The following is a 22,484-nucleotide window of genomic DNA, read 5'->3' as shown; positions in this document are numbered from 1 at the left end:
AACAGCTTAGCGAGCCGCCATCCGGCGGGCTTGCGAGGCTGCGACATATTCGTTCATCGCCGGTTCTCAGAGCTGACTGTAGAGGCGATCGGTTACCAGCATGCAACCGGGCGCATGGGTGATGAACAACTCCGGCTCGGCTTCGCCGAGCACCGCCTGCGGGGTCACGCCACAGGCCCAGAACACGGGAATCTCGTCCTCGGCCAGCGGCGCGGGATCGCCGTAGTCGGGCGACTGCAGGTCGCGGATGCCGATCAGCGCCGGATCGCCGATGTGCACGGGCGTGCCATGGGTCATCGGGAAACGGGCGGTGATACTGGACGCCAGGAGAAGTGACGAGTTGAAACACCGCTCCATCGCGGAGTCTGGAATGACTGAGAAGTGTGGAACAGGCGATTAGTCGGGGCCGGTGCAATCGATTAAAGTAACCGACCCGGCAGCCCACGCTGACCCAGCATTTCAGGACCCTCCCCGATGGAACACCGTGACGCCCTCGTGACCTTGCGCAACTTCCTGGCGACCCAGATCCTCGGCCAGGAAAAGCTCATCGACCGCCTGCTGATCGCCCTCCTCGCCGACGGCCATCTGCTCGTGGAGGGCGCGCCCGGGCTGGCCAAGACCAAGGCGATCAAGGAGCTGGCCGAAGGCATCGAGGCGGAGTTCCATCGCATCCAGTTCACCCCCGACCTGCTGCCGGCGGACATCACCGGCACCGAGATCTACCGCCCGGAAACCGGCAGCTTCGTGTTCCAGCAGGGGCCGATCTTCCACAACCTGGTGCTGGCCGACGAAATCAACCGCGCCCCGGCCAAGGTGCAATCGGCGCTGCTCGAAGCCATGGCCGAGCGCCAGGTGTCGGTCGGCCGCTCGACCTACGACCTGTCCGCGCTGTTCATGGTGATGGCGACCCAGAACCCGATCGAGCAGGAAGGCACCTACCCGCTGCCGGAAGCGCAGCTCGACCGTTTCCTGCTGCACGTGAAGATCGGCTTCCCGGACGCCTCGGTGGAACGCAAGATCCTCCAGCAGGCGCGCGGCGATGCGCTCAACGGCGAGACCAAGCCGGAACGCCGGGTCAGCCAGCAGGCGATCCTCGCCGCGCGCAAGGAAATCCTCGGCCTCTACATGGCCGATGCGGTGGAGGAATACCTGGTGCAACTGGTGATGGCCACCCGCACGCCGGCCAAGTTCGACGCCGAACTGGCCGAGTGGATCGCCTATGGCGCCAGCCCGCGCGGCTCCATCGCCCTCGACCGCTGCGCACGCGCCCACGCCTGGCTGGCCGGCCGCGACTTCGTCAGCCCCGAGGACATCCAGGCGATGCTGTTCGACGTGCTGCGCCACCGGATCATCCTCTCCTTCGAAGCGGAAGCCGCCGGCATCGACCAGGACCGTGTGGTACAGCGCGTGCTCGATGTGGTAGCGGTGGCTTGATGCAGCGGCAAGCTGCAAGCCACAAGCGGCAAGCAGAGGGCCGCGTAGCCCGGATGCAATCCGGGAATGGCCGTGCATCGCTCCCGGACTGCGTCCGGGCTACGGGCTGAGCTTCCATGGTCACCCTGCCCAGCCAACCCGGTGTGCGTACCCAGCTCGGCGAACTGATCGAGATGCGCCACCGCGTGCGCGAAGTGCAGATCTTCTCCACGCCCGGCCGGCGCAGCCCGCTGATCGGCCTGCACCATTCCAAGCTGCGCGGGCGCGGCGTCGACTTCGACCAGGTGCGTGTCTACCAGGCCGGCGACGACGTGCGCACCATCGACTGGCGGGTCACCGCGCGCACCCAGGAACCGCACACCAAGCTGTTCCACGAAGAGCGCGAGCGGCCGATCTTCATCATGGTCGAGCAGAGCCACCGGCTGTTCTTCGGCAGCGGCCTGGTGTTCAAGTCGGTGCTCGCCGCGCAGGCCGCAGCGCTGATCGGCTGGGCCGCGCTGGAACACAACGACCGGGTCGGCGGCCTGGTGTTCGGCGACAACGAACACCACGAGATCAAGCCCCGGCGCAGCAAGCAGAGCCTGCTGCAACTGCTCAACCGCCTGGTGCGCGCCAACCAGGCGCTGCACAGCGAGGCCCAGTCCGACCGCGATGCCTTCGGCCAGGCCCTGCGCCGCGCCCGCGAGGTGCTGCGCCCGGGCAGCCTGGTGATCGTCCTGTGCGACGAACGCGCGCTGACCGACAGCAGCGAACAGCAGCTCAGCCTGCTCGCCCGGCACACCGACCTGGTGCTGCTGCCGCTGTCCGACCCGCTCGACCACGCCCTGCCCGCCGCCGGCCTGCTCAACTTCACCGAGCGCGGCGCACAGCTCGAACTGGACACCCACGACAGCGACCTGCGCCAGGCCTACCGCAGCCTCGCCGAGGCACGCGAGGCCCGCTGGCAGCGGCTGGCGCAGAAACTCGGCGTACCGCTGCTGCCGCTGACGACCCAGGACGAACTGATCGAACAACTGCGCGGCTACCTGCACGCCCTGCGCCCCCGGAAGCCGCAATGAACCCGCTCGACCAACTGGAACCGCTGATCGCCCCGCCGCCGGTCGCCTGGTGGCCGCCAGCTCCCGGCTGGTGGTTGCTGGCCGTCCTGCTGCCGCTGTCGCTGTGGGGCGCCTGGTATCTGCGGCGATATCTCCCACGGCGCCGGCAATCGGCCGCCGAGCAATCGCTCGACCCGCAGCGCCTGGCGGCCCTGGCCGAGCTGGAGCGTCTGCGCAAACCCTACGGCGAGCCCGCCGGTCCCTGGCTGCAACAGTTGAACGAACTGCTCAAGCGCCTGTGCCGCAGCCACTACCCGAACGATCCCTGCCATACCCTGAGCGGCCGGGCCTGGCTGGCGTTCCTCGACAGCCGCTGCCCGGCCGCCGGACTGACGCGCTGGATGGTGCTGGTCGAAGGCGGCTACCGGCCGCAGTGCCACCTCGACGACAAGGCCGTGGACGGCCTGTACCAGGCCGTCGAAACCTGGGTCCGCAAGCATGTTTGAGTTCGCCTGGCCGTGGATCCTCCTGCTCGCCCCGCTGCCCTGGCTGCTGCGCGTGCTGCTGCCGCCAGCGCCCAGCGGCGAGGCGGCGCTCCGGGTCAGCTTTCTCTCCGAACTGGAAACCCTCGCCGGACGCCGTGCCCGCAGCCACCTGCCGGGCTGGCGCCAGCAGGCCCGCTTCGTGCTGCTCTGGCTGCTGCTGTTGACCGCCGCCGCCCGCCCGCAGTGGGTCGGCGAGCCGCTGCCGATTCCCGCCAGCGGCCGCGACCTGCTGCTGGCCGTGGACGTTTCCGGCTCCATGGATTACGCCGACATGCGCTGGAACGGCGAGGACGTCAGCCGCCTGACCCTGGTCAAGCGGCTGCTCGGCGACTTCATCGAAGGCCGCCAGGGCGATCGCGTCGGCCTGATCCTGTTCGGCAGCCAGGCCTACCTGCAGGCGCCGCTGACCTTCGACCGGAGCACCGTGCGCACCTGGCTGGACGAAGCGCTGATCGGCATCGCCGGCAAGAATACCGCCATCGGCGACGCCATCGGCCTGGCCCTCAAGCGCTTGCGCCTGCGCCCGGCGGAAAGCCGCGTGCTGGTGCTGGTCACCGACGGCGCCAACAACGGCGGCGAGCTCGAACCGCTGACCGCCGCGCGCCTGGCCGCCGAGGAAGGCGTGAAGATCTACACCATCGGTATCGGCGCCGATCCCCAGCGGGGCGGCCCGCTCGGGATGTTCGGCTTCAGCCCCAGCCTGGATCTGGACGAAGCGACCCTGAAGGCCATCGCCGAACGAACCGGCGGCGAGTATTTCCGCGCCCGCGACCGCGCCGAGCTGCAAGCCATCGGCACCGCCCTCGACCGCCTGGAGCCGGTCGACCAGGCCCCCACCCAGGCGCGGCCGGCCCAGGCGCTGTACGTCTGGCCGCTGGGCGGCGCTCTGCTGCTCAGCCTGCTGCTGACGGCCAACGGTGCCTGGCCGCACTGGCCGCGCCTGCTGCTCGAACGGCGCCCGCGCTGGCGGCTGTGGAGGCGCCCATGAGCGCGCTCTGGCCATACTGGCAACGCCCTCTCTGGCTGCTGCTCCTGCCGTTGCTGTGCTGGCTGCTGTGGTTGCTCTGGCACCGCCAGCGGCGCATCGGTCGCTGGCAGATGCTGTTGCCGCCAGCCTTCCACAACGCCCTGCTGCGCGGCGGCGAAACACGCGGCAGCCGCCTGCCCTGGATCGCCCTCGGCCTGGCCTGGCTGCTCGCCCTCCTCGCCCTGCTCGGCCCCAGTTGGCAGCGCCTGGAGGCCGTCGGCCAGAAGAGCGCCGACCCGCTGGTGGTATTGCTCGAACTGACCCCGGAAATGCTCGCCCGCGACGGCTCGCCGACCCGCCTGGAACAGGCCCGGCGCAAGCTGCTCGACCTGCTCGAGGCACGCCGTGATGCACAGACCGCCATCGTCGTCTACGCCGGCAGCGCGCATACCCTGGTGCCGCTCTCCGACGACCTGGCCACCAGCCGCAACCTGCTCGAAGCGCTGAAACCGTCGATCATGCCGGAGCCAGGCCGACGCGCCGACCTGGCCGTGATCAAGGGCCTCGCCCTGCTGGAGCAGGCCGAACAGGGTGCCGGCCAACTGCTGCTGATCGGCTCGGAAATCGACGAGCGCGAGCGCGACGGCATCCGCGCCGCGCTACGACGCCAATCGACGCCCCTGCACATCCTCGGCGTCGGCAGCGCCCAGGGCGCCCCCATCCACCAGGAAGGCGGCGGCCTGCTCAAGGATGACGACGGCGCCATCCTCATGCCGCGCCTGGACAGCGCCAGCTTGTCCCGCTTCGCCCGCGAGGCAGGCGGACGCTACGCCAACGCGCGCATCGACGACCGCGACCTCGACAGCCTGGGCCTGCTCGCTGGACCGAAAGGAATGCGCGCCGGCGAATCCACGCGACTCGCGCTCTGGATCGACCAGGGCTACTGGCTGCTCCTGCCGCTGCTGCTGTTGGCCGCCAGCGCCGGGCGCCGCGGCTGGCTGTTTTGCCTGCCCCTGCTACTCATCCAGCCCCAGCAGGCCCAGGCCTTCGAGTTCGCCGACCTGTGGCTGCGTGCCGACCAACAGGGCCAGCGTCTGCTCGACGCCCAGCAACCGGCCGAGGCCGCCCGCCGCTTCGAAGACCCGCAGTGGCAGGGCCTGGCGCTCTACCAGGCCGGCGACTACACCGAAGCCGCCCGACGCTTCGCCCAGGGCGACGATGCCGCGGCGCATTACAATCGCGGTAACGCCCTGGCCAGGAGCGGCGAGCTGGAAGCCGCGCTGGATGCCTACGAACAGGCGCTCGAGCTCCAGCCCGACCTGCAGGCGGCCCTGAACAACAAGGCACTGGTGGAGGAACTGCTTCGCCAGCGACAGCAGGAGCAGCAGCCGACCCCGGGCGAATCCCGGCCGCAGGAGTCTTCCGACGAGGCACAGCCGTCATCGAGCGCCGCCGATGGCGAACAGTCGCCGCCGGACTCGGCGGAATCCGCCGAGCAGGCAGGCTCCGAGGACGAACAGAAGGCCGGCGCGACAGAGCAGGCGTCCCCCGGCCAGTCCGGCAGCGCCGAGGCAACGCCCTCGCCCGCCGGCCAGGAAGCCATGGAGCCGAACGGCGAGCAGCGCCAGGCCCTGGAACAATGGCTGCGGCAGATCCCCGACGATCCGGGCGAACTGCTCAGGCGTAAATTCTGGTACGAACAGCAACAGCGTCAGGAAAACAAGCGATGATCCGCCAGCTCTGCGCCCTACTGCTCTGCCTCCTGGCCTTCCCGGCACAGGCGGCCAGCCTGACGGCCAGCGTCGACCGCGACCGGCTCAGCGCGGGAGAGACCGTCGAGCTGACCATCGAATCGGACGACCCGACCCAGTTCGGCAAGCCCGACCTGACGCCGCTCGAACCGCTGTTCGAAGTGCTCGGCACCCGCCAGCTCAACCGCCTCAGCACCCGCGAGGGACAGACCACCGCGACCACCCGCTGGATCATCACCCTGCTGCCCAAGCAGGACGGCTACGTGGTGATCCCCCCACTGACGCTGGGCGAGTTGCAGAGCCAGCCGATCCCCTTGCAGGTCCTCGAAGCCGGCGAGGAGTCGACCGCCAAGGTCGCCCCGGTGTTCATCGACGCCAGCCTGGACCAGGAAAGCGTCTACGTGCAGGCCCAGGCCGTGCTCACCCTGCGCATCTACCACTCGGTCTCGCTGTTCGACGACAGCAGCCTGACCCCGCTGCAGATCGCCGATGCGCGGGTCGAGCAACTGGGCCAGGCACGTACCTACGAGAAGGACATCGGCGGCGTGCGCCACGGCGTGATCGAAGTGCGCTACGCCATCTTCCCGCAGCGCAGCGGCGAGCTGCAGATTCCCGCGCTGATGTTCAGCGCCACCACGGTCGATCCCAGCCAGGCCAGCGACTTCCAGCCTTTCGGGCCACGCCCGGGCAAGCTGGTGAGAGTCCGCTCGCCGCAGATTCCGCTGGCCGTCAAGGCCAAGCCCGCCGACTATCCGGCCAACGCCCCCTGGCTGCCGGCCCGTGCGCTGAGCCTGACCGAGAGCTGGGCCCCGGAGCCGGGCAAGGTGCAGGTCGGCGATTCCCTGACCCGCCACCTGATGCTCAAGGTCGATGGCCTGGCCAGCGCGCAACTGCCGCCGCTGCCAACCACCCGGGCGAAAGGTCTGCGCCGCTATCCCGACCAACCGAAGCTGGCCAACCAGGCCAGCGAACGCGGGCTGGTCGGCAGCCGCGAGGAAAGCGAGGCGCTGGTGCCGGGGCAAAGCGGCCAGATCGAATTGCCGCCCGTGGAAGTGCTGTGGTGGAACACCCGCGAAGACCGCCTGGAACGTGCCCTGCTCCCCGCCCGCACCCTGGACGTGGCCAGCAACCCGGCGCTGGCCGAGGAAGCGAGCCCTGGCAACGAGGAGCCGCAGGTGCTGGTCCAGGAAGGGCCGCCGCTCTGGCCCTGGCAACTGGCCTCCGGCCTGCTGGCCAGCACCACCCTGCTCGGCTTCGGCCTCTGGTGGCGCGCCCGCCGGCAACCGGCCATCCTGCCCAGCGCCCAGACCGGCCCCAACCCACGCACGCTGCTGGACGACCTCAGGCGCGCCTGCCTGGCCAACGACCCGCACGCCACCCGCCAGGCCCTCGACGCCTGGGCCCGCCAGCAACCGGAAACCCTCGCCGACATGGCCGCGCGCTTCGTACCGCTGTCCGACGCCCTGGACGGCCTGAACGGCGCGCTCTACAGCGAGACGGGCCAGCAATGGCAAGGCGAGGAACTCTGGCGGGCGATCCGCTCACTGCCCAGCAACGAACAACCGCAGAGCAGTCCCAGCGAAGCCGGAGGGCTGCCGCCGCTGTACCCGCGCTAAGCGCACCCTACATACTGCCGCCCGCCTCCAATGTCCCGGATTGCATACGGGCTACCCGTGCGCACCGGATGGGCGTTGTTCCCGTGGCTTTCGTGTCGCTTCCCGGTTGGTGCGCGCGGCACCCCCTACAAAAGCGATCGTGCGAGCCCGAACTCAACCCAGCGAATCTCTTTGGCGAACCGAGGCCATCGCCCTTGCGCCGGGACGCCTCACTCCCAGACGTTGGCGCCCTGTTCGAAGCCTTCGCGGTAGGGGCTGCCAACGCAGAACCGGTGCCCGCTCGGGGCCTGCATCACCACCCATCCATCCTTGCGGGACACGACCATCGCCCCCAGGCGCTCCAGGCGGGCGACCTCCGAGTCGATCGAATCCGTCTCGATGTCGAGATGGGCCCGCGCTTCATGGCGGACTCGCTGAACGATGACCTGCATGTCGCCGGGCGGCGTTACGAGCTGGATGAAAGGGCCGCCCGCATCCGGTTCCGGGGGCAACGGGTAGCCCAGGGCGGCACTCCAGAACCGGGCCTCTGCCAGGAGGTCGTCCGTCCGGCAATCGATGACGATGTTGCCCAGCCTGCTTCTGTGCATTCGCGCACCCTCCGCTGAACGTCCAGCCGATGGTGGAACCGGCTGGCAGCAGCGTCAATCGGGAGGATCCGGGTCGTCTTCGCTGGTGGGCTGAAGCCCTGCGCGCATAAAAAAACCGCGGCCGGGGCCGCGGTTCTTTCGTTCGGACGAACTCAGTGCGCCAGCAGCGAACCGCCGACCTTGCCGGCCAGTTTCTCCGGCTTGATCAGGAAGCGCGCCAGGGCCGGCAGCAGCCACAGCGCACCCCACATGTTCAGCAGGAACATGAAGGTCAGCATCAGGCCCATGTCGGCCTGGAACTTGATCGCCGAGAACATCCAGGTCGCCACGCCGATGGCCAGGCACAGGCCGGTGAACAGCACCGCGCGGCCGGTGGACTTCAGCGTCTCGTAGTACGCCTCCTGCAACGGCAGGCCGGCACGCAGGAAGGTCTCCAGGCGGCTGTAGATGTAGATGCCGTAGTCTACGCCGATACCCACGCCGAGGGCGATCACCGGCAGCGTGGCGACCTTCACGCCGATGCCGAGGAACGCCATCAGGGCATTGCCGAGGATCGAGGTGAGGATCAGCGGGATCACGATGCAGATGGTCGCGGCCAGCGAGCGGAAGGTGATCAGGCACATGCCCGCCACGCACAGATAGACCAGGATCAGGATGGTCAGCTCGGAGGTGGCGATCACCTCGTTGGTGGCCGCCTCGATGCCGGCGTTGCCCGCGGCGAGGATGAACTGCAGGTCTTCGCGGTTGTTTTCCGCCGCGAACTCCTCGACCGCCTTGACCGCACGCTTGAGGGTCTCGGCCTTGTGGTCGTTGAGGAAGACCAGCACCGGCGCCAGCGAGCAGTCGGTGTTGAACATGCCTTCGGCACGGGCGATGGAGTTGTTCAGCACGTCCTTGTTACGGGCCAGCGCCTCCCACTTCAGGCTGCCTTCGTTCATGCCCTTGATCATCTGCTTGGAGACGGTGACCAGGGAAATGGCCGACTGCACGCCCGCGGTGTTGTTCATCTTCCACATCAGGCGGTCGATGGGCTCCATGGCCTCGTAGGTCGAGCAGCCCTCGGGACCGGTCTTCACCATCACCACCAGCACGTCGGAACTGGTCGAGTAGTTGCGGATGATGAAGTCGTTGTCCAGGTTGTAGCGCGAGTCCGGACGCAGTTCCGGCGCGCCCTGGTCGAGGTCGCCGATCTGCAGGTGTTCCTTCTGGTAAAGGAAGCCGGAAATACCCAGCACCAGGGCGATGACCACCGAGATCGGGGCCACCGTCGGGTGGGCGAAGTTCGACATCCCGCGCCAGAACGGATGGTCGCGGTGGGCATCGCGCTTGCTGCGCTCGACGGCCTTCTTGCTGATGCCGATGTAGGAGATCGCCACCGGCAGCAGGATCAGGTTGGTGAACACGATCACCGCCACGCCGATCGAGGCGGCGACGGCCAGTTCGCGGATCACGCCGATGTCGATGATCAGCAGGGTGATGAAGCCCACGGCGTCGGCGAGGATCGCGATCATCCCCGGCAGGAACAGTTGCCGGAAGGTACGCCGCGCGGCGGTCAGGGCGTTGTCCGCCTCACCCGATTGCAGGGCGATACCGTTGATCTTCTGCACCCCGTGGGAGATGCCGATGGCGAAGACCAGGAACGGCACCAGCATCGAGTACGGATCGAGCCCGTAGCCGATGAGGTGGACCAGGCCCAACTGCCAGATCACCGCCACCAGGGTGGTGACCAGCACGGAGATGGTGCTGCGGATACACCAGGTGAACAGGTAGAGCAGCACCAGGGTGATCAGGAAGCAGGCGCCGAAGAACCCAACCACCATGAGCAGACCGTCGATCAGGTCGCCGACCTTCTTGGCGAAGCCGACTATGTGGATCTGCACGTTGGGGTTCTGCGCCTGGTACTTGTCGCGGATCTTCTCTTCCAGCTCATGGGAGAACTGGCGGTAGTCCAGGCTCAGCAGCTTGCCCTGGTCCTCGGGGTCCGGGTAGACCTCGAGCAGCGGCACGTCGACGATGCTCGACTTGAAGTTGTTCGCCACCAGGCGGCCGATCTGGCCGGACTTCAGCACGTTGTTGCGCAGCTCGTTGAGACTCGCCTCGGTGCCGTCGTAGGTCTGCGGGATCACTTCGCCGCCGGAGAAGCCCTCTTCGGTCACTTCGGTCCAGCGGACGCTCGGGCTCCACAGCGACTTCAGGCCGGAGCGGTCGACGCCAGGAATGTAGAAGACCTCGTCATGCACCTGACGCAGGGTTTCCATGTAGTCCTTGGAGAAGATGTCCCCATCCTTGGCTTCCACCGCGATGCGGATGGTGTTGCCGCCGAGGTTGGCCAGGTCGTTGCGGTGTTCGAGCATCTTCTCGATGAACGGGTGGTGCAGCGGAATCATCTTCTCGAAGCTGGTCGAGGGACGAACCTGCATCGCCTGGTAGAACAGGAAGACGCTGACCAGCAGGCAGATCAGGATCACCGCCGGCCGGTTGTTGAAGATCAGACGCTCGAGAAAGGTCGTCTTGTCCTGGTGGTGGTTACTCATTGCAGTCATATCCCATAAAGCCCAGGCTTATTATTGTTGACCCAACTCGGCGCCAGTCGGCGAGGCGAGTTGCGCCCCGGCCTGCCCTACCAGAATCAGGGTGCCATTCGAGGAAGCCGCCACGGAGGACAGCGACAGGCGATCGGAGCGGTTGACCAGGCCGAAGCTGCGGCCATCGTCGGTGCTCTTCAGCACGCTGCCGCCGTGGCCGACCAGAACGATGCTGCCGTCATCCAGCAGGGAGCCGCCAGCAAGGCCGTATTCCAGCTCGTTGCCATTCGCGGACTCCACCTCGACCTTCTCCCAGTTCGAACCGAAGTCCTCGGAACGGTACAGGTTGCCGCGCAGGCCGTAGGCCAATACCACGCCGGGCTGCTGGGTGCCGAGCACGCCGAACAGCGAACCCTCGTAGGGGCCGGTCAGGGTTTCCCAGGTTTCGCCGTCGTCAGCGGAGCGGAACATGCTGCCCATCTCGCCGACGATGAACAGGCCGGAACCCTTGATCTGCGCGATGGCATTGAGGTGGTAGCCGTCCGGGTTGTCCAGGATGTCGGACGAGTCTTCCCAGTTCTTGCCACCGTCGGCGGTGGTGAACAGCGCGCCGTAGGAACCCACGACGAAGCCGTGGTTCTCATCGGTGAACAGCACGTCCAGGAACGGGGAGCCCTCTTCGCGCTCGATGTCGCTGAACTGCTGGGTCCAGGTGGCGCCACCGTCCTGGCTCACGAGGATCTGCGCGTCGTGGCCGACGGCCCAGCCTTGCTTGTCGTTGACGAAGGTGACCGCGGTCAGCATCTGGCGGGTCGGCACCTTGGACTGGGTCCAGGTCTTGCCGTCGTCGTCGGAATACAGGATGTGGCCACGCTCGCCGACCGCGACCAGGCGCTTGCCGGCATGGGCGACATCGAGCAGGAGGGAACGGGCTGCCTTGGGTGATTCGATGGCATAGGCGGCGGGGTCGGCATTGCTTTCGGCATGCGCCGGAAGGGTCGCTAACGCGAAGATGGACAACACACTACACAGCGACAGAATCTTTGCCAGCGGCGGCCGGATACGGAGCGCCGGCTCGACGCGAGTAGACTGGGTGCGCCACATGACGGGCTCACTCATAAAACCTTCCCCCTTCTTGTTATGGGTATAGCTGTCTCACAGGGACAGCCTATCCTAGCCAGCTTTCGAAATGACTGACAATTGGCGGGACGTTATGTTTTGTTAAGCATCTCCGCTGATTACCCCGCCATCAGGCTGGCGAATGCAAAAAAGCCGCTACCCGGGGGTAGCGGCTTTTTCTGGCGCCAGAATATTGCCCGGAAAGACCCCGGCACATGCTAGCGGCCGCTCCCGCTCGCGCGGGAGTGACGAACATCCTCAGCGGGTACCGCGACGGCGCAGCGCCGCCGGCTTGAAGTAGCCATCGTCAGGGATCGCCTGGCTGAAGTCGATGGTGGTCGGCTCCTCGTTGTCCAGGTTCTGCACGTAGTAGCGGCGCGACTGCAGGTCATGGAACACATCCAGCGCGGACCAGGTGGTCGGCAGCTCGTAGTAGTTCTTCAGGTAGGCGATGGAGACGCGCCACAGCTCGCCGCGACCGTCGTACTGGTCGATCACGGCGGCCTGCCAGCTATCCTCGTCCAGGTACATGGTGCGCTTGGAGTAGATGTGGCGGGCGCCGGACTTCAGCGTTCCCTCCACCACCCAGACGCGGTGCAGTTCGTTGCGGGTGAACGCCGGGTTGAGGTGGCCGACCTGGAGCAGGTCCTTGTACTTCACCTCGCTGCTGGTCACCTGGTAGTTGTTGTAGGGAATGTAGATTTCCTTCTTGCCGACCAGTTTCCAGTCGTAACGATCCGGCGCGCCGTTGAACATGTCGGTGTCGTCGGCGGTGCGCAGGCCATCGGCGGCGGCGATCGGGGTGTCGTAGGCCAGGTTCGGCGCACGACGCACGCGGCGCTGGCCGGCGTTGTAGCCCCAGGCCTGGCGCGGTTCCTTCACCTGGTCCAGGGTCTCGTGCACCAGGGTCGCGCCACCGGCCAGGCGCGCCGGGCTCTTGGTGAAGGACAGGTAGTAGAACATGATGTTGTTCAGGTCAGCGTAGCTGCCCTTCGGCAGGTAGTACTTGAACAGGGCTTCCTGCTGCGAGGTCACCAGGCTGAAGCTGCCGTTGCGCTGCACCGCCACTTCCGAGGCACGGCGCACGATGTAGGTGCCGCGGTAGCGGGCGATGTGGTTCCACACCGCTTCCACGCCGTTCTGCGGAATCGGGAACGGGATGCCACCGTAGGCGTCGGCGAAACCGTTGCCGCCGTCGAGCAGCCTGGCGGTGGTGGCGTTCTTGACAGTGTTGTCATACACCCACTGCGGCGCCGAGCCCGAACGACGGGTCTGGTACACCGGCATCTGGTAGCTGTCCGGATAGGCCTGGAACAGGGCGATCTGACCGGGGGTCAGGTTGGCCTTGTACTGGTCCAGGTTGGCCTTGGTGATGGTGAACAGCGGCTTGTCGCCGGGGAACGGGTCCGGGTGATGCTGGCCCGAGCCCTTGTAGCCGGCCGGCGCCTTGGTGATGCCACCGGTCCACTCCGGGATGGTGCCGGCCGCGTTGCCGGCCTTCTCGGCGCCGAACGGGGTCAGCGTGTTACCCAGCTTGGCGGCGTCCGCCGGCGAAACCGCCGCCAGCGCCTGGCCCGCGGCCAGCGTCAGGGCGATCGCCACACCTGTCAGCATGTGCTTCTTCAGCATTGCAATTCTCCGTGGGATTCATCGGCCGGACGCCCGGGGCGTCCGGCAGCTTTTCTAATAGTTGTGGGTTTAGAACGAGTACTTGACGTTGACGCCGACGTTGTCGCGGTCGCGCGCGCCGTTGTTCTGGCCGGCACCGTAGAACTCGGTGTACTGCAACTCGGCTTCCAGGCTGTTCAGGTAGCTGGCCTTGACGCCCAGGGTGTAGGCCTTGCGGCCTTCGATGAAGTTGCCGGTCTGGTGCGAGTTGCCCTCGAAGTCGTCCTTGTAGACGACGTAGGGGGAGACGTTCACGCCGGCGAACACGTCGTTCCAGGTACCGGAGAGCACCAGGGTGTAGCCGTAGGCGTTCTTGTTGACCTGGTCGTCACGGTCGCCGCCGCTGACGTAGGAGGTGTTGCCACGGCCGGAGTAGTAACGGGTGGTGCCATCCCAGGCCTGGTACTTCAGGCTGCTGCCGCGCAGGTGCTCGGAAGCCAGCTCGGCGACCCCGAACAGCGAGTCGAAGCCCAGCACCGGACCGAAGTTGTAGATGCTGCCCAGGGAGGTGTTGAAGACCTCGACGCGCTCGGAGTTGTGGATCTGGTCGGTGATCCGCACTTCCTTGCCGGAGATGTTGACCGGCCGCCCATCGGCCAGCAGCGCGGCCTGCCCCAGCAGGTCGCCGAGCAGGTCGTTGGTGGTGCCGACGCCGATCGGCAGGTTCGGCCGGTAGGCCAGTTCACCGAACACCGAGGCTTCGCCCACGGTGGTGTTGAAGCTCATGCCGTACATGCGGATGTCTTCGGCGAACTCGCGGCGGGCGTTGACCTGGTTGGCCAAGTCCACGGCGGCGGCGCCGTTGACCAGGCCCAGTACCTGGGCGGCAAGCGGGTTGCTCGCTGCCTGTTGCACGAGGTCGTCATAGCTGCTGGCGCTGACGCCGAGGAGAGAACCGAGACCGGCCAACTGGTCGATGTCCAGACCGGCGTAGCTGCGGTTGAGGTCAGCGTAGATGGTCGGTTCCTTGGCGTGGTAGTTCACGAAGTAGAAACCGAACTCGGTGGAATTCAGCTCTTCGGCGATATAGCGGAAGGCGACGCCGAACTGACCGTCGTTCTTGGCGTTGATGTCCGACCCTACCTGGGCGACCTTGAACACACCATTGGAGTCCAGGTACTGGGTGCCCTGCAGGCCACCGAAGTTCGGCACGCCCAGGCCGCCACCGACAGCCGCGTTGTAGACGGTCTGGAACAGCGGGTTGCTCAGCGCGCCCACCGTCGTGTAGGCGGTATTGCCGCCGTCGGCGAACAGGTCGGTCTCGGAGAAGAAGGTGCCCACCGGGTCCAGCGCGGTTTCCTTCCAGTTCCACTGGTAGAAGGCTTCCATCGACAGGTTGTCGGTCAGGCCGAAGTTGAAGCTCAGCGCTTCCACCGGCACCAGCACTTCCTTCAGCTCGGAGCCCGGCAGGCGGAACTTGGCGGCGTCGATCGGGTTGGTGGTGTTGATGCCGCCACGGTAGAACAGGCCTTCGCCCCAGTTGAACACCTGGCGACCGATCCGGCCGGTCACCGGCATGTCGGCGACATCCCAGTTGCCGTACAGGTAGGCATCGAGGATCTGCGCGTTACGGCCGGCCTTGTGGCGGGTCTCGTAGGTGAAGCGGTCGTCCTTCGGAAAGCTCTGGCTCGGCTGCGACGGGTTGTTGTTGTCCAGGTAGTCGTTGCGCTTGTCCATGATCTGGGTGTCATAGAAAGCGGTGCCACGCACGAACAGGCCGTAGTTCTGGTAGGTCGCTTCCAGGTCGGAAGTGATCTTGTAGACCTCGGAAACCAGCCCGGTGTCGAAGTTGCGGTTGCCGTCGTTGGTATTGATGTCGTCGTTGTTCTTGTCGCGCCCCTGCACGCGCCACAACTGGCCGTAGGACAGCGTGGTATCGATCGAGCCGCTGATTTCGTTGTCGGCGAAGCTGAACTCCACCGCCTGGGCCTGGGCGGCCACCAGCAGAGGCAGGAGGCCGGCCAGGGCGAAGCCTGCCTTGGACGGCGCAAAACGCATGGGACTATTGGACTTGAATTCCATCGAGGCTCTACTCCGAGGACAGATCGTTCTTCTTATCGCAAGGCCAATCGCCGGACTTGCAGTGAACCGCACGGACGGCGGCTTTCAGTGAATCGTCAGTGACGCTGCTGCGTCCCCCTGGCGCTTGTGCCTGCACCATTACGGGGCTTGATCGGCCCATGGCTTTGCAACCGCGGTGCCAAATTGCCATTTTCTCGACAAATTTTCGGCGCCACTAAATCGACCAAAAAAGCCATTTTGTGACCGATCATTCACTGAACAAATCCATCGTCGGATGCGCAACTTGTCCTACAAGCTGGCGCGATTTGTCACTCTTCCACACAGCCCGGGGAAAACCACAGCCAGAGGAAAAGCGCGCAGTCAAGCGGCCCGCCCCTAACCTAGGGCTGGCACACTCGCTGCGATCGAAAGAGTTATTCCTATAAGTAACAAAAAGTGTTACCGGATATCGCCGGTAACACTAAAAAGACCAGAACAGGTCTTAGGCTAGGCTCTTGCTCACCACTTCATAGACGTCGCTGGAAAGCTCGCCGGAAGCGAGAATCCGCTCTAGCTCGGCCTTCATGAGCGTCTGGCGGGAAGCATCGTACTTGCGCCAGCGGGTCAGCGGCGCCAGTTGCCGCGAAGCGATCTGCGGGTTGAAGCCGTTGAGGGTGATGACGATGTCGGCCAGGAAGCGGTAGCCGGAACCGTCGGCGTTGTGGAAGTTGACCAGGTTCTGCCCGGCGAAAGCGCCGATCAGCGCGCGCACCTTGTTGGGGTTCTTCAGGTTGAAGGCCGGGTGCTCCATCAACGCCCTCACCCGCTCCAACCCGCCCGGCTGGGTGCTGGCGGCCTGCACGCTGAACCACTGGTCCATGACCAGCGGGTTGTCCTTGAAGTGCTCGGCGAACGCCGCCAGGGCCTTGGCCCTCTCCTCGGCGAACGGCGAGTTGACCAGCACCGCCAGGGCGGTCAGCCGCTCGGTCATGTTATCGCAGGCGTCGTACTGCTCCAGGCAGGCCGCCAGGACTTCCGGACGCTCCGAGAGCATCAGGTAGGACAGTGCGATGTTCTGCAGGCTGCGCCGCGCGAAGTGGCCGGCCTCGGCCACGTAGGTGGTCTGCCGGGATTGCTCGCGATTGGCCTGGTAGCGTTTCCAGAGCGGCTCGAACAGCGCCGAAGCCAGTTGCCGGCGGGCGAACTCGCGGGCGGCATGGATGGCATCGACGTCGGCCACTTCGCTGATCTCGGTGAGGTAGGCCTCGCTCGGCAGCGACAGCATCTCGGCAACCATCGCCTGGTCCAGCGCCTCGTTCTCCAGCACCGTGCGCAACGCGGCGACCAGACGCTGGTCCAGCGCCAGCGCTTCGCCACGCTGGTACTGGCCGATCAGTTCCTGCAACACCTGCACGGAGAGTTGCTGGCCGGCCTCCCAGCGGTTGAAGCCGTCCGTGTCGTGCTGCATGAGGAACATCAACTGGTCGCGATCGTAGGGGAAGCTCAGCCTGACCGGCGCGGAGAAGCCGCGCAGCAGCGAGGGCAGCGGTTTCTCGGCGATGTCGACGAAGGTGAAGGTCTGCTCCGCCTCGGTCACCGACAGCACGCGGTTGCCGCCGGTAGCGGCCTCCTCATCCTGCAGGCGCAGCGGCAGTTCGCGGCCCTGGCCATCCAGCAGGCCCAGCTCGACCGGGATCACGAACGGCTGCTTGTCCTTCTGGCCCGGCGTCGGCGGGCAGCTCTGGCGGAAGGTCAGGCTGTAGGTCTTCGCCGCCGCATCGTAGGACTCGCTGACCGCCAGGCGCGGGGTGCCGGCCTGGATGTACCAGCGTTTGAACTGGGTGAGGTCGAGGCCGCTGGCGTCCTCCATGGCCTTGACGAAGTCGTCGCAGGTCACCGCCTGGCCGTCATGGCGCTCGAAGTACAGGTCCGAGCCCTTGCGGAAGGTTTCCGCGCCGAGCAGCGTGTGGATCATGCGCAGCACTTCGGCGCCCTTCTCGTAGACGGTCAGGGTGTAGAAGTTGGAAATCTCGATGAACGAATCCGGCCGCACCGGATGGGCCATGGGGCCAGCGTCCTCGGCGAACTGGTTGGTGCGCAGGAAGGCGACGTCCTCGATGCGCTTGACCGTGCGCGAGTTCATGTCGGCGCTGAACTCCGCGTCGCGGAACACGGTGAAGCCTTCCTTCAGCGACAACTGGAACCAGTCGCGGCAGGTGACGCGGTTGCCCGACCAGTTGTGGAAGTACTCGTGGGCCACCACGCCCTCGACGCGCTGGTGGGCGGCGTCGGTGGCGGTCTCGGCCCTGGCCAGCACGCAACTGGAGTTGAAGATGTTGAGGCCCTTGTTCTCCATCGCGCCCATGTTGAAATCGTTGACCGCGACGATCATGAAGATGTCCAGGTCGTATTCACGGCCGTAGACCTCCTCGTCCCACTTCATGGCCTTCTTCAGGCTGTCCATGGCGTGCTGGCACTTGTCGATGTTCTCCGGTTCGACATAGATGCGCAGGGTCACCTCGCGGCCGCTCATGGTGGTGAAGGCATCCTCCACGCACCAGAGGTCGCCGGCGACCAGGGCGAACAGGTAGGCCGGCTTCTTGAACGGGTCTTCCCAGGTCGCCCAGTGACGTCCGCCCTCTTCCGCGCCGCTGGCGATCAGGTTGCCGTTGGACAACAGCACCGGGTACTTGAGCTGTTCGCCGGACAGCGTGGTGGTGAACTTGCTCATCACGTCCGGGCGGTCGAGGTAGTAGGTGATCTTGCGGAAGCCCTCGGCCTCGCACTGGGTGCAGAACATGCCGCCGGACTTGTACAGGCCCTCCAGCGCGGTGTTGCTCTCCGGGTGGATGCGCACCGAGCTGTCGACAACGAAGCGCTCGGCCTTCGGTTGCAGGGTCAGGTGGCTGTCGGTCAGCACGTAGTCGGCCGGGGCCAGCGCCACGTCGTCGAGGGAGACGGACAGCAGCTCCAGTTGCTGGCCGTCGAGCACCAGCGGCGGCAGCGCCACGCCGGTGGCGGCCACGCGCTCCGGGTTGCGGCGCATCACCAGTTGGGCATGGACCAGGGTGTGGTCCTCGAACAGTTCGAAGGTCAGGTGCGTCTCGTCGATCAGGTACTCGGGCGCCTGGTAGTCCTTGAGGTAGATGGTCTTCGGTTGTTCGGTACGCATAGGGGGCCTCTTCGAGACAGCTTCAAGCTGCAAGCAGGATATCCATCAGCTTGCAGCTTGTGGCTTGCAGCTTATGGCTATTTGGTAAGCGGTGTACTTGCGGATATTGATGACGCCGGTATCGAACAACAGATACTGGCCCTTGATGCCGAGCAGTGTGCCCTCGGCGAGCGGGTCCTTGTCCAGGTTGAAGCTGGTGATCTTGGCCGGGTAGGCCCCGACCGGGTAGCGGATCTCCACCGGCTGCGCGTCGGGCAGCGGCTGGATGGCCTGCAGGCCGAAGCGCTGTTGCAACGCGCGCAGGCCGTCGGCGCAGTGGTCGAACAGTCCCTCGCGGATGGCGACCAGGTCGAGCGGCTCGGCATCGCCTTTGAGCAGCGCGCGCCAGTTGGTGCGGTCCGGTACCCGGCTGCGCAGCAGGTCCTCGACGAGGCCCGACTGCTGGCGGGTCGCCACGCGCAGGATCGGCAGCGCCTGGCTGGCACCCTGGTCGAGCCAGCGGGTGGGAATCTGCGTGGCGCGGGTGATGCCCACCTTGATGCCCGACGAGTTGGCCAGGTAGACCACGTGGTCGGTCATGCAGAACTGCTCGCCCCAGGCCGGCTCGCGGCAGGTGCCGTCGTCGTAGTGGCACTTCTCCGGGCTCATGATGCAGACGTCGCACTGCGCCAGCTTCTGCATGCAGGGATAGCAATAGCCCTGGCTGAAGCTGGTCTTGGTGCGGCGCCCGCAATGGATGCAGTGGATCGCACCGAGGTATTCGAGACGGACACGCTGGCCGATCAGCGGATTGACCGGGACCTGATCGTCGCCAAGACGGAAGGCGTACTGCACGGGAGCTTCGAGCTGCGCCGCCATCTTGCTCAGCGCGCCGCGGGCCAGTTCGACCATCAGTGCACGGTGCCCGAGCTGAACAGCAGGTTGGGCACCGGTTCGGACTTGGAGCCGCACTCCTGCGAGCCCATGTAGCCGATGCGCTGGTCTTCCGGCAGGTTCTTGATCTCCCAGGCGATCAGCGCCTGCAGCGACAGTTCCTTCTGCTCCTGGGTCAGCTTGCGGCCATCGGACCATTTGCCGATTTCCACCGCCAGCTTGAGGCTCTCGTAGATTTCGGGGGTGATGTTTTCGATCATTTCAAGAAAAGACGACATGCCTGGGCCTCCGACGGCAAAGGTGGGCAGTTTAACAGGCTACGGCCCCGAAGGCCCCTGCGGGGGCGACCCCATGATCACTGCAGGAGCGAGCTCTGCTCGCGAAAACCGGCAACGCCAGCTTGCACCGGAAACACCGGGGGAGCCCTCCGGTGCGCACGGCACACCCTACAAGAGCGTCACTCTCAGCGACGCAAACGGGCCAACCCACCGCCGACCAGGCCGGTGGCGCAACCGATCAGCAGGCCGCCGACGTGCGCGCCGTTGGCGATGCTGCCGAAACCGAGGGCGGTGATCAGGCCCGACAGGCAGACCACCAGCCAGATCAGCATCATCGCCACCACGCCCCTGGGCAGCCGGTAGGCCTGGTTGGGCGCCAGCATCTGGAAGATCCAGCAGTGGCCGAGCAAGCCGAACAGCACCCCGGACAGGCCTCCGAACAGCGACGGGCCGCTCCACAGGAACTGCACGACGTTCGACACCAGGCCGAACAGCAGGCTCAGGCCGAGCAGCATCACCCAGCCCTGGCGCGCCTCGATGCGCCGCCCCAGCTCCCAGTACCACAGCGCGTTCATCGCCAGGTGCAGCATCCCGAAGTGGATCAGCATCGGCGTGAACAGCCGCCACCACTGCCCCGCCGCCAGGCTTTCGGTCAGGGGTGCGAAGTAGATGTAGTCGCCCTGGATCTGGAAGTCCTGGAAACTCAGCCAGCGGATCGTCTCGAAGTTGCTGCCGAGCAATGTGACGCCCGCCACCACCAGGGTGACCAGCAGCATCAGCGCGGTCAGCGGGGCACCACGCAGTTGGGCCACGAAGCCGGGCGGGACCGGTCGCGCCGTCCTCGGCGACTCCAGTTCGGCCTGCGGGTCGCCTTCCGGATAGCGCGCATACAGCTCACGCACCTGGTCGGCCAATTGCTCGCCGGGCACCCAGAGCACCTGCTCGTCGCGCTCCTCGCTGACCCGGTGCGGCACGTCGAGGCGCTGCAACAGGGCGATGAAGCCGCTCAGGTCCTGTTGCGCGGGCAGGCGCAGCGCTTCCACGACGCTCATCGCGGTGCCTCCGGGCGTTCAACCTCGACCCACACGAACTTGTGCGGATCGAGACGGGTTTCCTGGTCGAGACGATAGGCCACCAGCTTGCCGTAGAGCACCGCGCTGTAGTCCAGGCAGGCCAGGTTGGCGCGGATCGGCGCCGGCTTGCCGCTGCGCCAGTAGTGGCCGACGAACAGCAGCGGCTCGTGCTCGCCGTAACGCAGCAGCTCGTTCTTTTCCTCTTCGGTCAACGGCGTGCGAGCCACCCAGTCCGGCAGCGCATCGGGCTGGAAGACGATATCGCCGTAGGTCTGCGGGTCGTCTTCCCAGAACTTGGTACGGAAGGAGGCGCGGGTGAAGCCGTCCTCGCTGGTCAGGGTCAGGCCATCCGGCAGGCGCATGTCGGTGCCGCGCAGCAGGCGGTTGAATACCCGCGAAGCGAAGCTGCCCGGCACCGCCGAGGCCTTGACGAACGCCTCGTCGACCCGCGCGTCCGGGTAGATCGCGCGCAACGCCTCGATCAGCGAGCCGTCCCAGCAGGCGTGCACCAGTCGGAAACGCCCGCCGTCGATCAGCAGCGGCAGGCTCTGGAACCAGCCGAGGAAGTCGCGCCAGTCGCCCGGATGATCTTCGAACTGCTCCAGGGTCTGGCGGATCAGCCGGGCGTGGCGCGGGGTGTGCTCGCGGACGAACTGCTTGCCGCTGCCGGGCGGCGCCGGGGTGCTCCAGCCGAGGGCGTAGAACTCGTGGTTGCCCATGATGCACTGCGCCTGGCCGGCCTCGACCATGTCGTGCACCAGGTGCAGCGCCTCGCGCACCCGCGGGCCGCGGTCGACGATGTCGCCGAGGAACAACGCCATGCGCTGCGGGTGCCGCCAGACGCCGGACCGCCGGCTGTAGCCGAGCCGTTCGAGCAGGCGTTCGAGGGTGTGCGCACAGCCGTGCACATCCCCGATCAGGTCATAGCCCCGCGCCGGATCGAGCATCAGTCGCCTCCGTTGCCGAGGCGACTGCCCCACCCCAGCTTGGTCCGGCACACCTCGTAGTAGTTGTGGTCGAGCGGGTGGATCAGGCTCAGCTTCTGCGCCTTCTTGGCGACCGTGATGATGTCGCCCGGCGCGCAGGTGAAATGGTTCTGGCCATCGCAGGAGACCAGCGGATAGATCTGCATGTCCTTGGCCACCACGATCTTCAGCTCGCTATTGCCGTCGACCACGATCGGCCGGCTGGACAGGGTATGCGGGTACATCGGCACCACCACGATGGCATCCAGCTTGGGATGCATGATCGGCCCGCCGGCGGACAGCGAGTAGGCGGTGGAGCCGGTGGGGGTCGCCACGATCAGGCCGTCGGCCTTCTGGCTGCAGACGAACTGGCCGTCGATGAACAGTTCGAACTCGATCATCTTGGTCGACTTGCCGGGGTGCAGCACCACGTCGTTGAGCGCGTCGCCCTGGCCGATCGCCTCGCCATGGCGGCGCACTTCGGCTTCGAGCAGGAAACGACTCTCCACCAGGTACTGGCCGTCGAGCACCTCGGCGACCTTGACTTCCAGCTCGTCCGGCAGGATATCGGTGAGAAAGCCCAGGCTGCCACGGTTGATGCCGAGCACCGGCACCTTGTGCCGCGCCAGCGCCCGCGCGGCGCCGAGCAGGCTGCCGTCGCCGCCGACCACGATCACCATGTCGCAGACCTCGCCGAGGTTGCGCCGCGAGGACGTCTGCAGGCCGTGTCCCGGCAGGGCTTCGGCAATGGCGTCTTCGAGGATCACGTGCAGGTGGCGGTCGAGCAGGAATCGTTTCAGGCGGCGAATGGTGTCGAGCGCCTGGGAACTGCCCAGACGACCGATGATGCCGATATTGCGGAACTGCTCCATG

At 66.3% G+C, this 22,484-nt stretch carries 18 protein-coding genes; 6 read left to right on the top strand and 12 right to left on the bottom strand.

Features of this window, described 5'->3' with window-relative positions:
* Positions 1–66: 66 nt before the first annotated feature.
* Positions 67–357: a D-glutamate cyclase family protein gene (locus tag PSEWESI4_RS20620; RefSeq protein WP_187673097.1), complete on the bottom strand. Its 291-nt coding sequence runs from the start codon at positions 355–357 to the stop codon at positions 67–69.
* Positions 358–474: 117 nt separating this feature from the next.
* Here PSEWESI4_RS20620 and PSEWESI4_RS20615 point away from each other — a divergent pair, with 117 nt between their 5' ends.
* The 6 genes from PSEWESI4_RS20615 to PSEWESI4_RS20590 all read left to right on the top strand — a co-directional run bounded on the left by PSEWESI4_RS20615 (position 475) and on the right by PSEWESI4_RS20590 (position 7,350).
* Positions 475–1,434 (top strand): AAA family ATPase, encoded by a 960-nt coding sequence (locus PSEWESI4_RS20615; protein ID WP_187673096.1) that lies wholly within the window; start codon positions 475–477, stop codon positions 1,432–1,434.
* A gap of 116 nt (positions 1,435–1,550) precedes the next feature.
* Positions 1,551–2,492 carry a DUF58 domain-containing protein gene (locus tag PSEWESI4_RS20610; RefSeq protein WP_187673095.1) on the top strand — a complete coding sequence of 314 codons (942 nt, stop codon included), beginning with the start codon at positions 1,551–1,553 and terminating at the stop codon, positions 2,490–2,492.
* Complete coding sequence (locus PSEWESI4_RS20605; protein ID WP_187673094.1) at positions 2,489–2,977, top strand: DUF4381 domain-containing protein; 489 nt, start codon at positions 2,489–2,491, stop codon at positions 2,975–2,977. The genes PSEWESI4_RS20610 and PSEWESI4_RS20605 overlap by 4 nt, the downstream gene beginning before the upstream one ends.
* On the top strand, positions 2,970–4,004 hold the full coding sequence (locus PSEWESI4_RS20600) for a vWA domain-containing protein (RefSeq protein WP_187673093.1): 1,035 nt from the start codon (positions 2,970–2,972) through the stop codon (positions 4,002–4,004). The genes PSEWESI4_RS20605 and PSEWESI4_RS20600 overlap by 8 nt, the downstream gene beginning before the upstream one ends.
* Positions 4,001–5,713 (top strand): tetratricopeptide repeat protein, encoded by a 1,713-nt coding sequence (locus tag PSEWESI4_RS20595; protein ID WP_187673092.1) that lies wholly within the window; start codon positions 4,001–4,003, stop codon positions 5,711–5,713. The genes PSEWESI4_RS20600 and PSEWESI4_RS20595 overlap by 4 nt, the downstream gene beginning before the upstream one ends.
* Positions 5,710–7,350 carry a BatD family protein gene (locus PSEWESI4_RS20590; RefSeq protein ID WP_187673091.1) on the top strand — a complete coding sequence of 547 codons (1,641 nt, stop codon included), beginning with the start codon at positions 5,710–5,712 and terminating at the stop codon, positions 7,348–7,350. The genes PSEWESI4_RS20595 and PSEWESI4_RS20590 overlap by 4 nt, the downstream gene beginning before the upstream one ends.
* A gap of 209 nt (positions 7,351–7,559) precedes the next feature.
* On the opposite strand, the gene PSEWESI4_RS20585 is transcribed toward PSEWESI4_RS20590, so the two are convergent.
* The 11 genes from PSEWESI4_RS20585 to PSEWESI4_RS20535 form a co-directional block, all read right to left on the bottom strand.
* On the bottom strand, positions 7,560–7,937 hold the full coding sequence (locus PSEWESI4_RS20585) for a VOC family protein (protein WP_187673090.1): 378 nt from the start codon (positions 7,935–7,937) through the stop codon (positions 7,560–7,562).
* A 152-nt stretch (positions 7,938–8,089) separates the two neighbouring features.
* On the bottom strand, positions 8,090–10,471 hold the full coding sequence (locus PSEWESI4_RS20580; protein WP_456243228.1) for an efflux RND transporter permease subunit: 2,382 nt from the start codon (positions 10,469–10,471) through the stop codon (positions 8,090–8,092).
* Positions 10,472–10,501: 30 nt separating this feature from the next.
* Positions 10,502–11,581 (bottom strand): WD40/YVTN/BNR-like repeat-containing protein, encoded by a 1,080-nt coding sequence (locus PSEWESI4_RS20575; protein ID WP_187673088.1) that lies wholly within the window; start codon positions 11,579–11,581, stop codon positions 10,502–10,504.
* A gap of 258 nt (positions 11,582–11,839) precedes the next feature.
* Positions 11,840–13,210: a DUF1329 domain-containing protein gene (locus PSEWESI4_RS20570; RefSeq protein WP_187673087.1), complete on the bottom strand. Its 1,371-nt coding sequence runs from the start codon at positions 13,208–13,210 to the stop codon at positions 11,840–11,842.
* A gap of 69 nt (positions 13,211–13,279) precedes the next feature.
* Positions 13,280–15,271 carry a DUF1302 domain-containing protein gene (locus tag PSEWESI4_RS20565; RefSeq protein WP_187673086.1) on the bottom strand — a complete coding sequence of 664 codons (1,992 nt, stop codon included), beginning with the start codon at positions 15,269–15,271 and terminating at the stop codon, positions 13,280–13,282.
* Between the two features lie 481 nt (positions 15,272–15,752).
* A complete protein-coding gene (pepN, locus tag PSEWESI4_RS20560; protein WP_187673085.1) occupies positions 15,753–18,422 on the bottom strand; it encodes an aminopeptidase N in 2,670 nt (889 codons plus the stop codon).
* Between the two features lie 45 nt (positions 18,423–18,467).
* Positions 18,468–19,313: a DUF2797 domain-containing protein gene (locus tag PSEWESI4_RS20555; RefSeq protein ID WP_187673084.1), complete on the bottom strand. Its 846-nt coding sequence runs from the start codon at positions 19,311–19,313 to the stop codon at positions 18,468–18,470.
* Entirely contained in the window at positions 19,313–19,573 is a 261-nt protein-coding gene (locus PSEWESI4_RS20550) for a YeaC family protein (RefSeq protein ID WP_187673083.1), read from the bottom strand. Before PSEWESI4_RS20550 ends, PSEWESI4_RS20555 begins: the two co-directional genes overlap by 1 nt.
* Positions 19,574–19,758: 185 nt before the next feature.
* Positions 19,759–20,625 (bottom strand): rhomboid family intramembrane serine protease, encoded by an 867-nt coding sequence (locus PSEWESI4_RS20545; protein WP_187673082.1) that lies wholly within the window; start codon positions 20,623–20,625, stop codon positions 19,759–19,761.
* Positions 20,622–21,593, bottom strand: coding sequence for a metallophosphoesterase (locus PSEWESI4_RS20540; RefSeq protein WP_456243227.1), 972 nt, complete (start codon positions 21,591–21,593; stop codon positions 20,622–20,624). Before PSEWESI4_RS20540 ends, PSEWESI4_RS20545 begins: the two co-directional genes overlap by 4 nt.
* Positions 21,593–22,483 (bottom strand): NAD(+) kinase, encoded by an 891-nt coding sequence (locus tag PSEWESI4_RS20535; protein WP_187673081.1) that lies wholly within the window; start codon positions 22,481–22,483, stop codon positions 21,593–21,595. Before PSEWESI4_RS20535 ends, PSEWESI4_RS20540 begins: the two co-directional genes overlap by 1 nt.
* Between the last annotated feature and the right edge of the window lies 1 nt (position 22,484).

Source organism: Zestomonas carbonaria, assembly GCF_904061905.1.
GTDB classification, from domain to species: domain Bacteria; phylum Pseudomonadota; class Gammaproteobacteria; order Pseudomonadales; family Pseudomonadaceae; genus Aquipseudomonas; species Aquipseudomonas carbonaria.
Note: the sequence above shows the minus strand (reverse complement) of the source record. Positions and strands in the feature narration are given on the sequence as shown.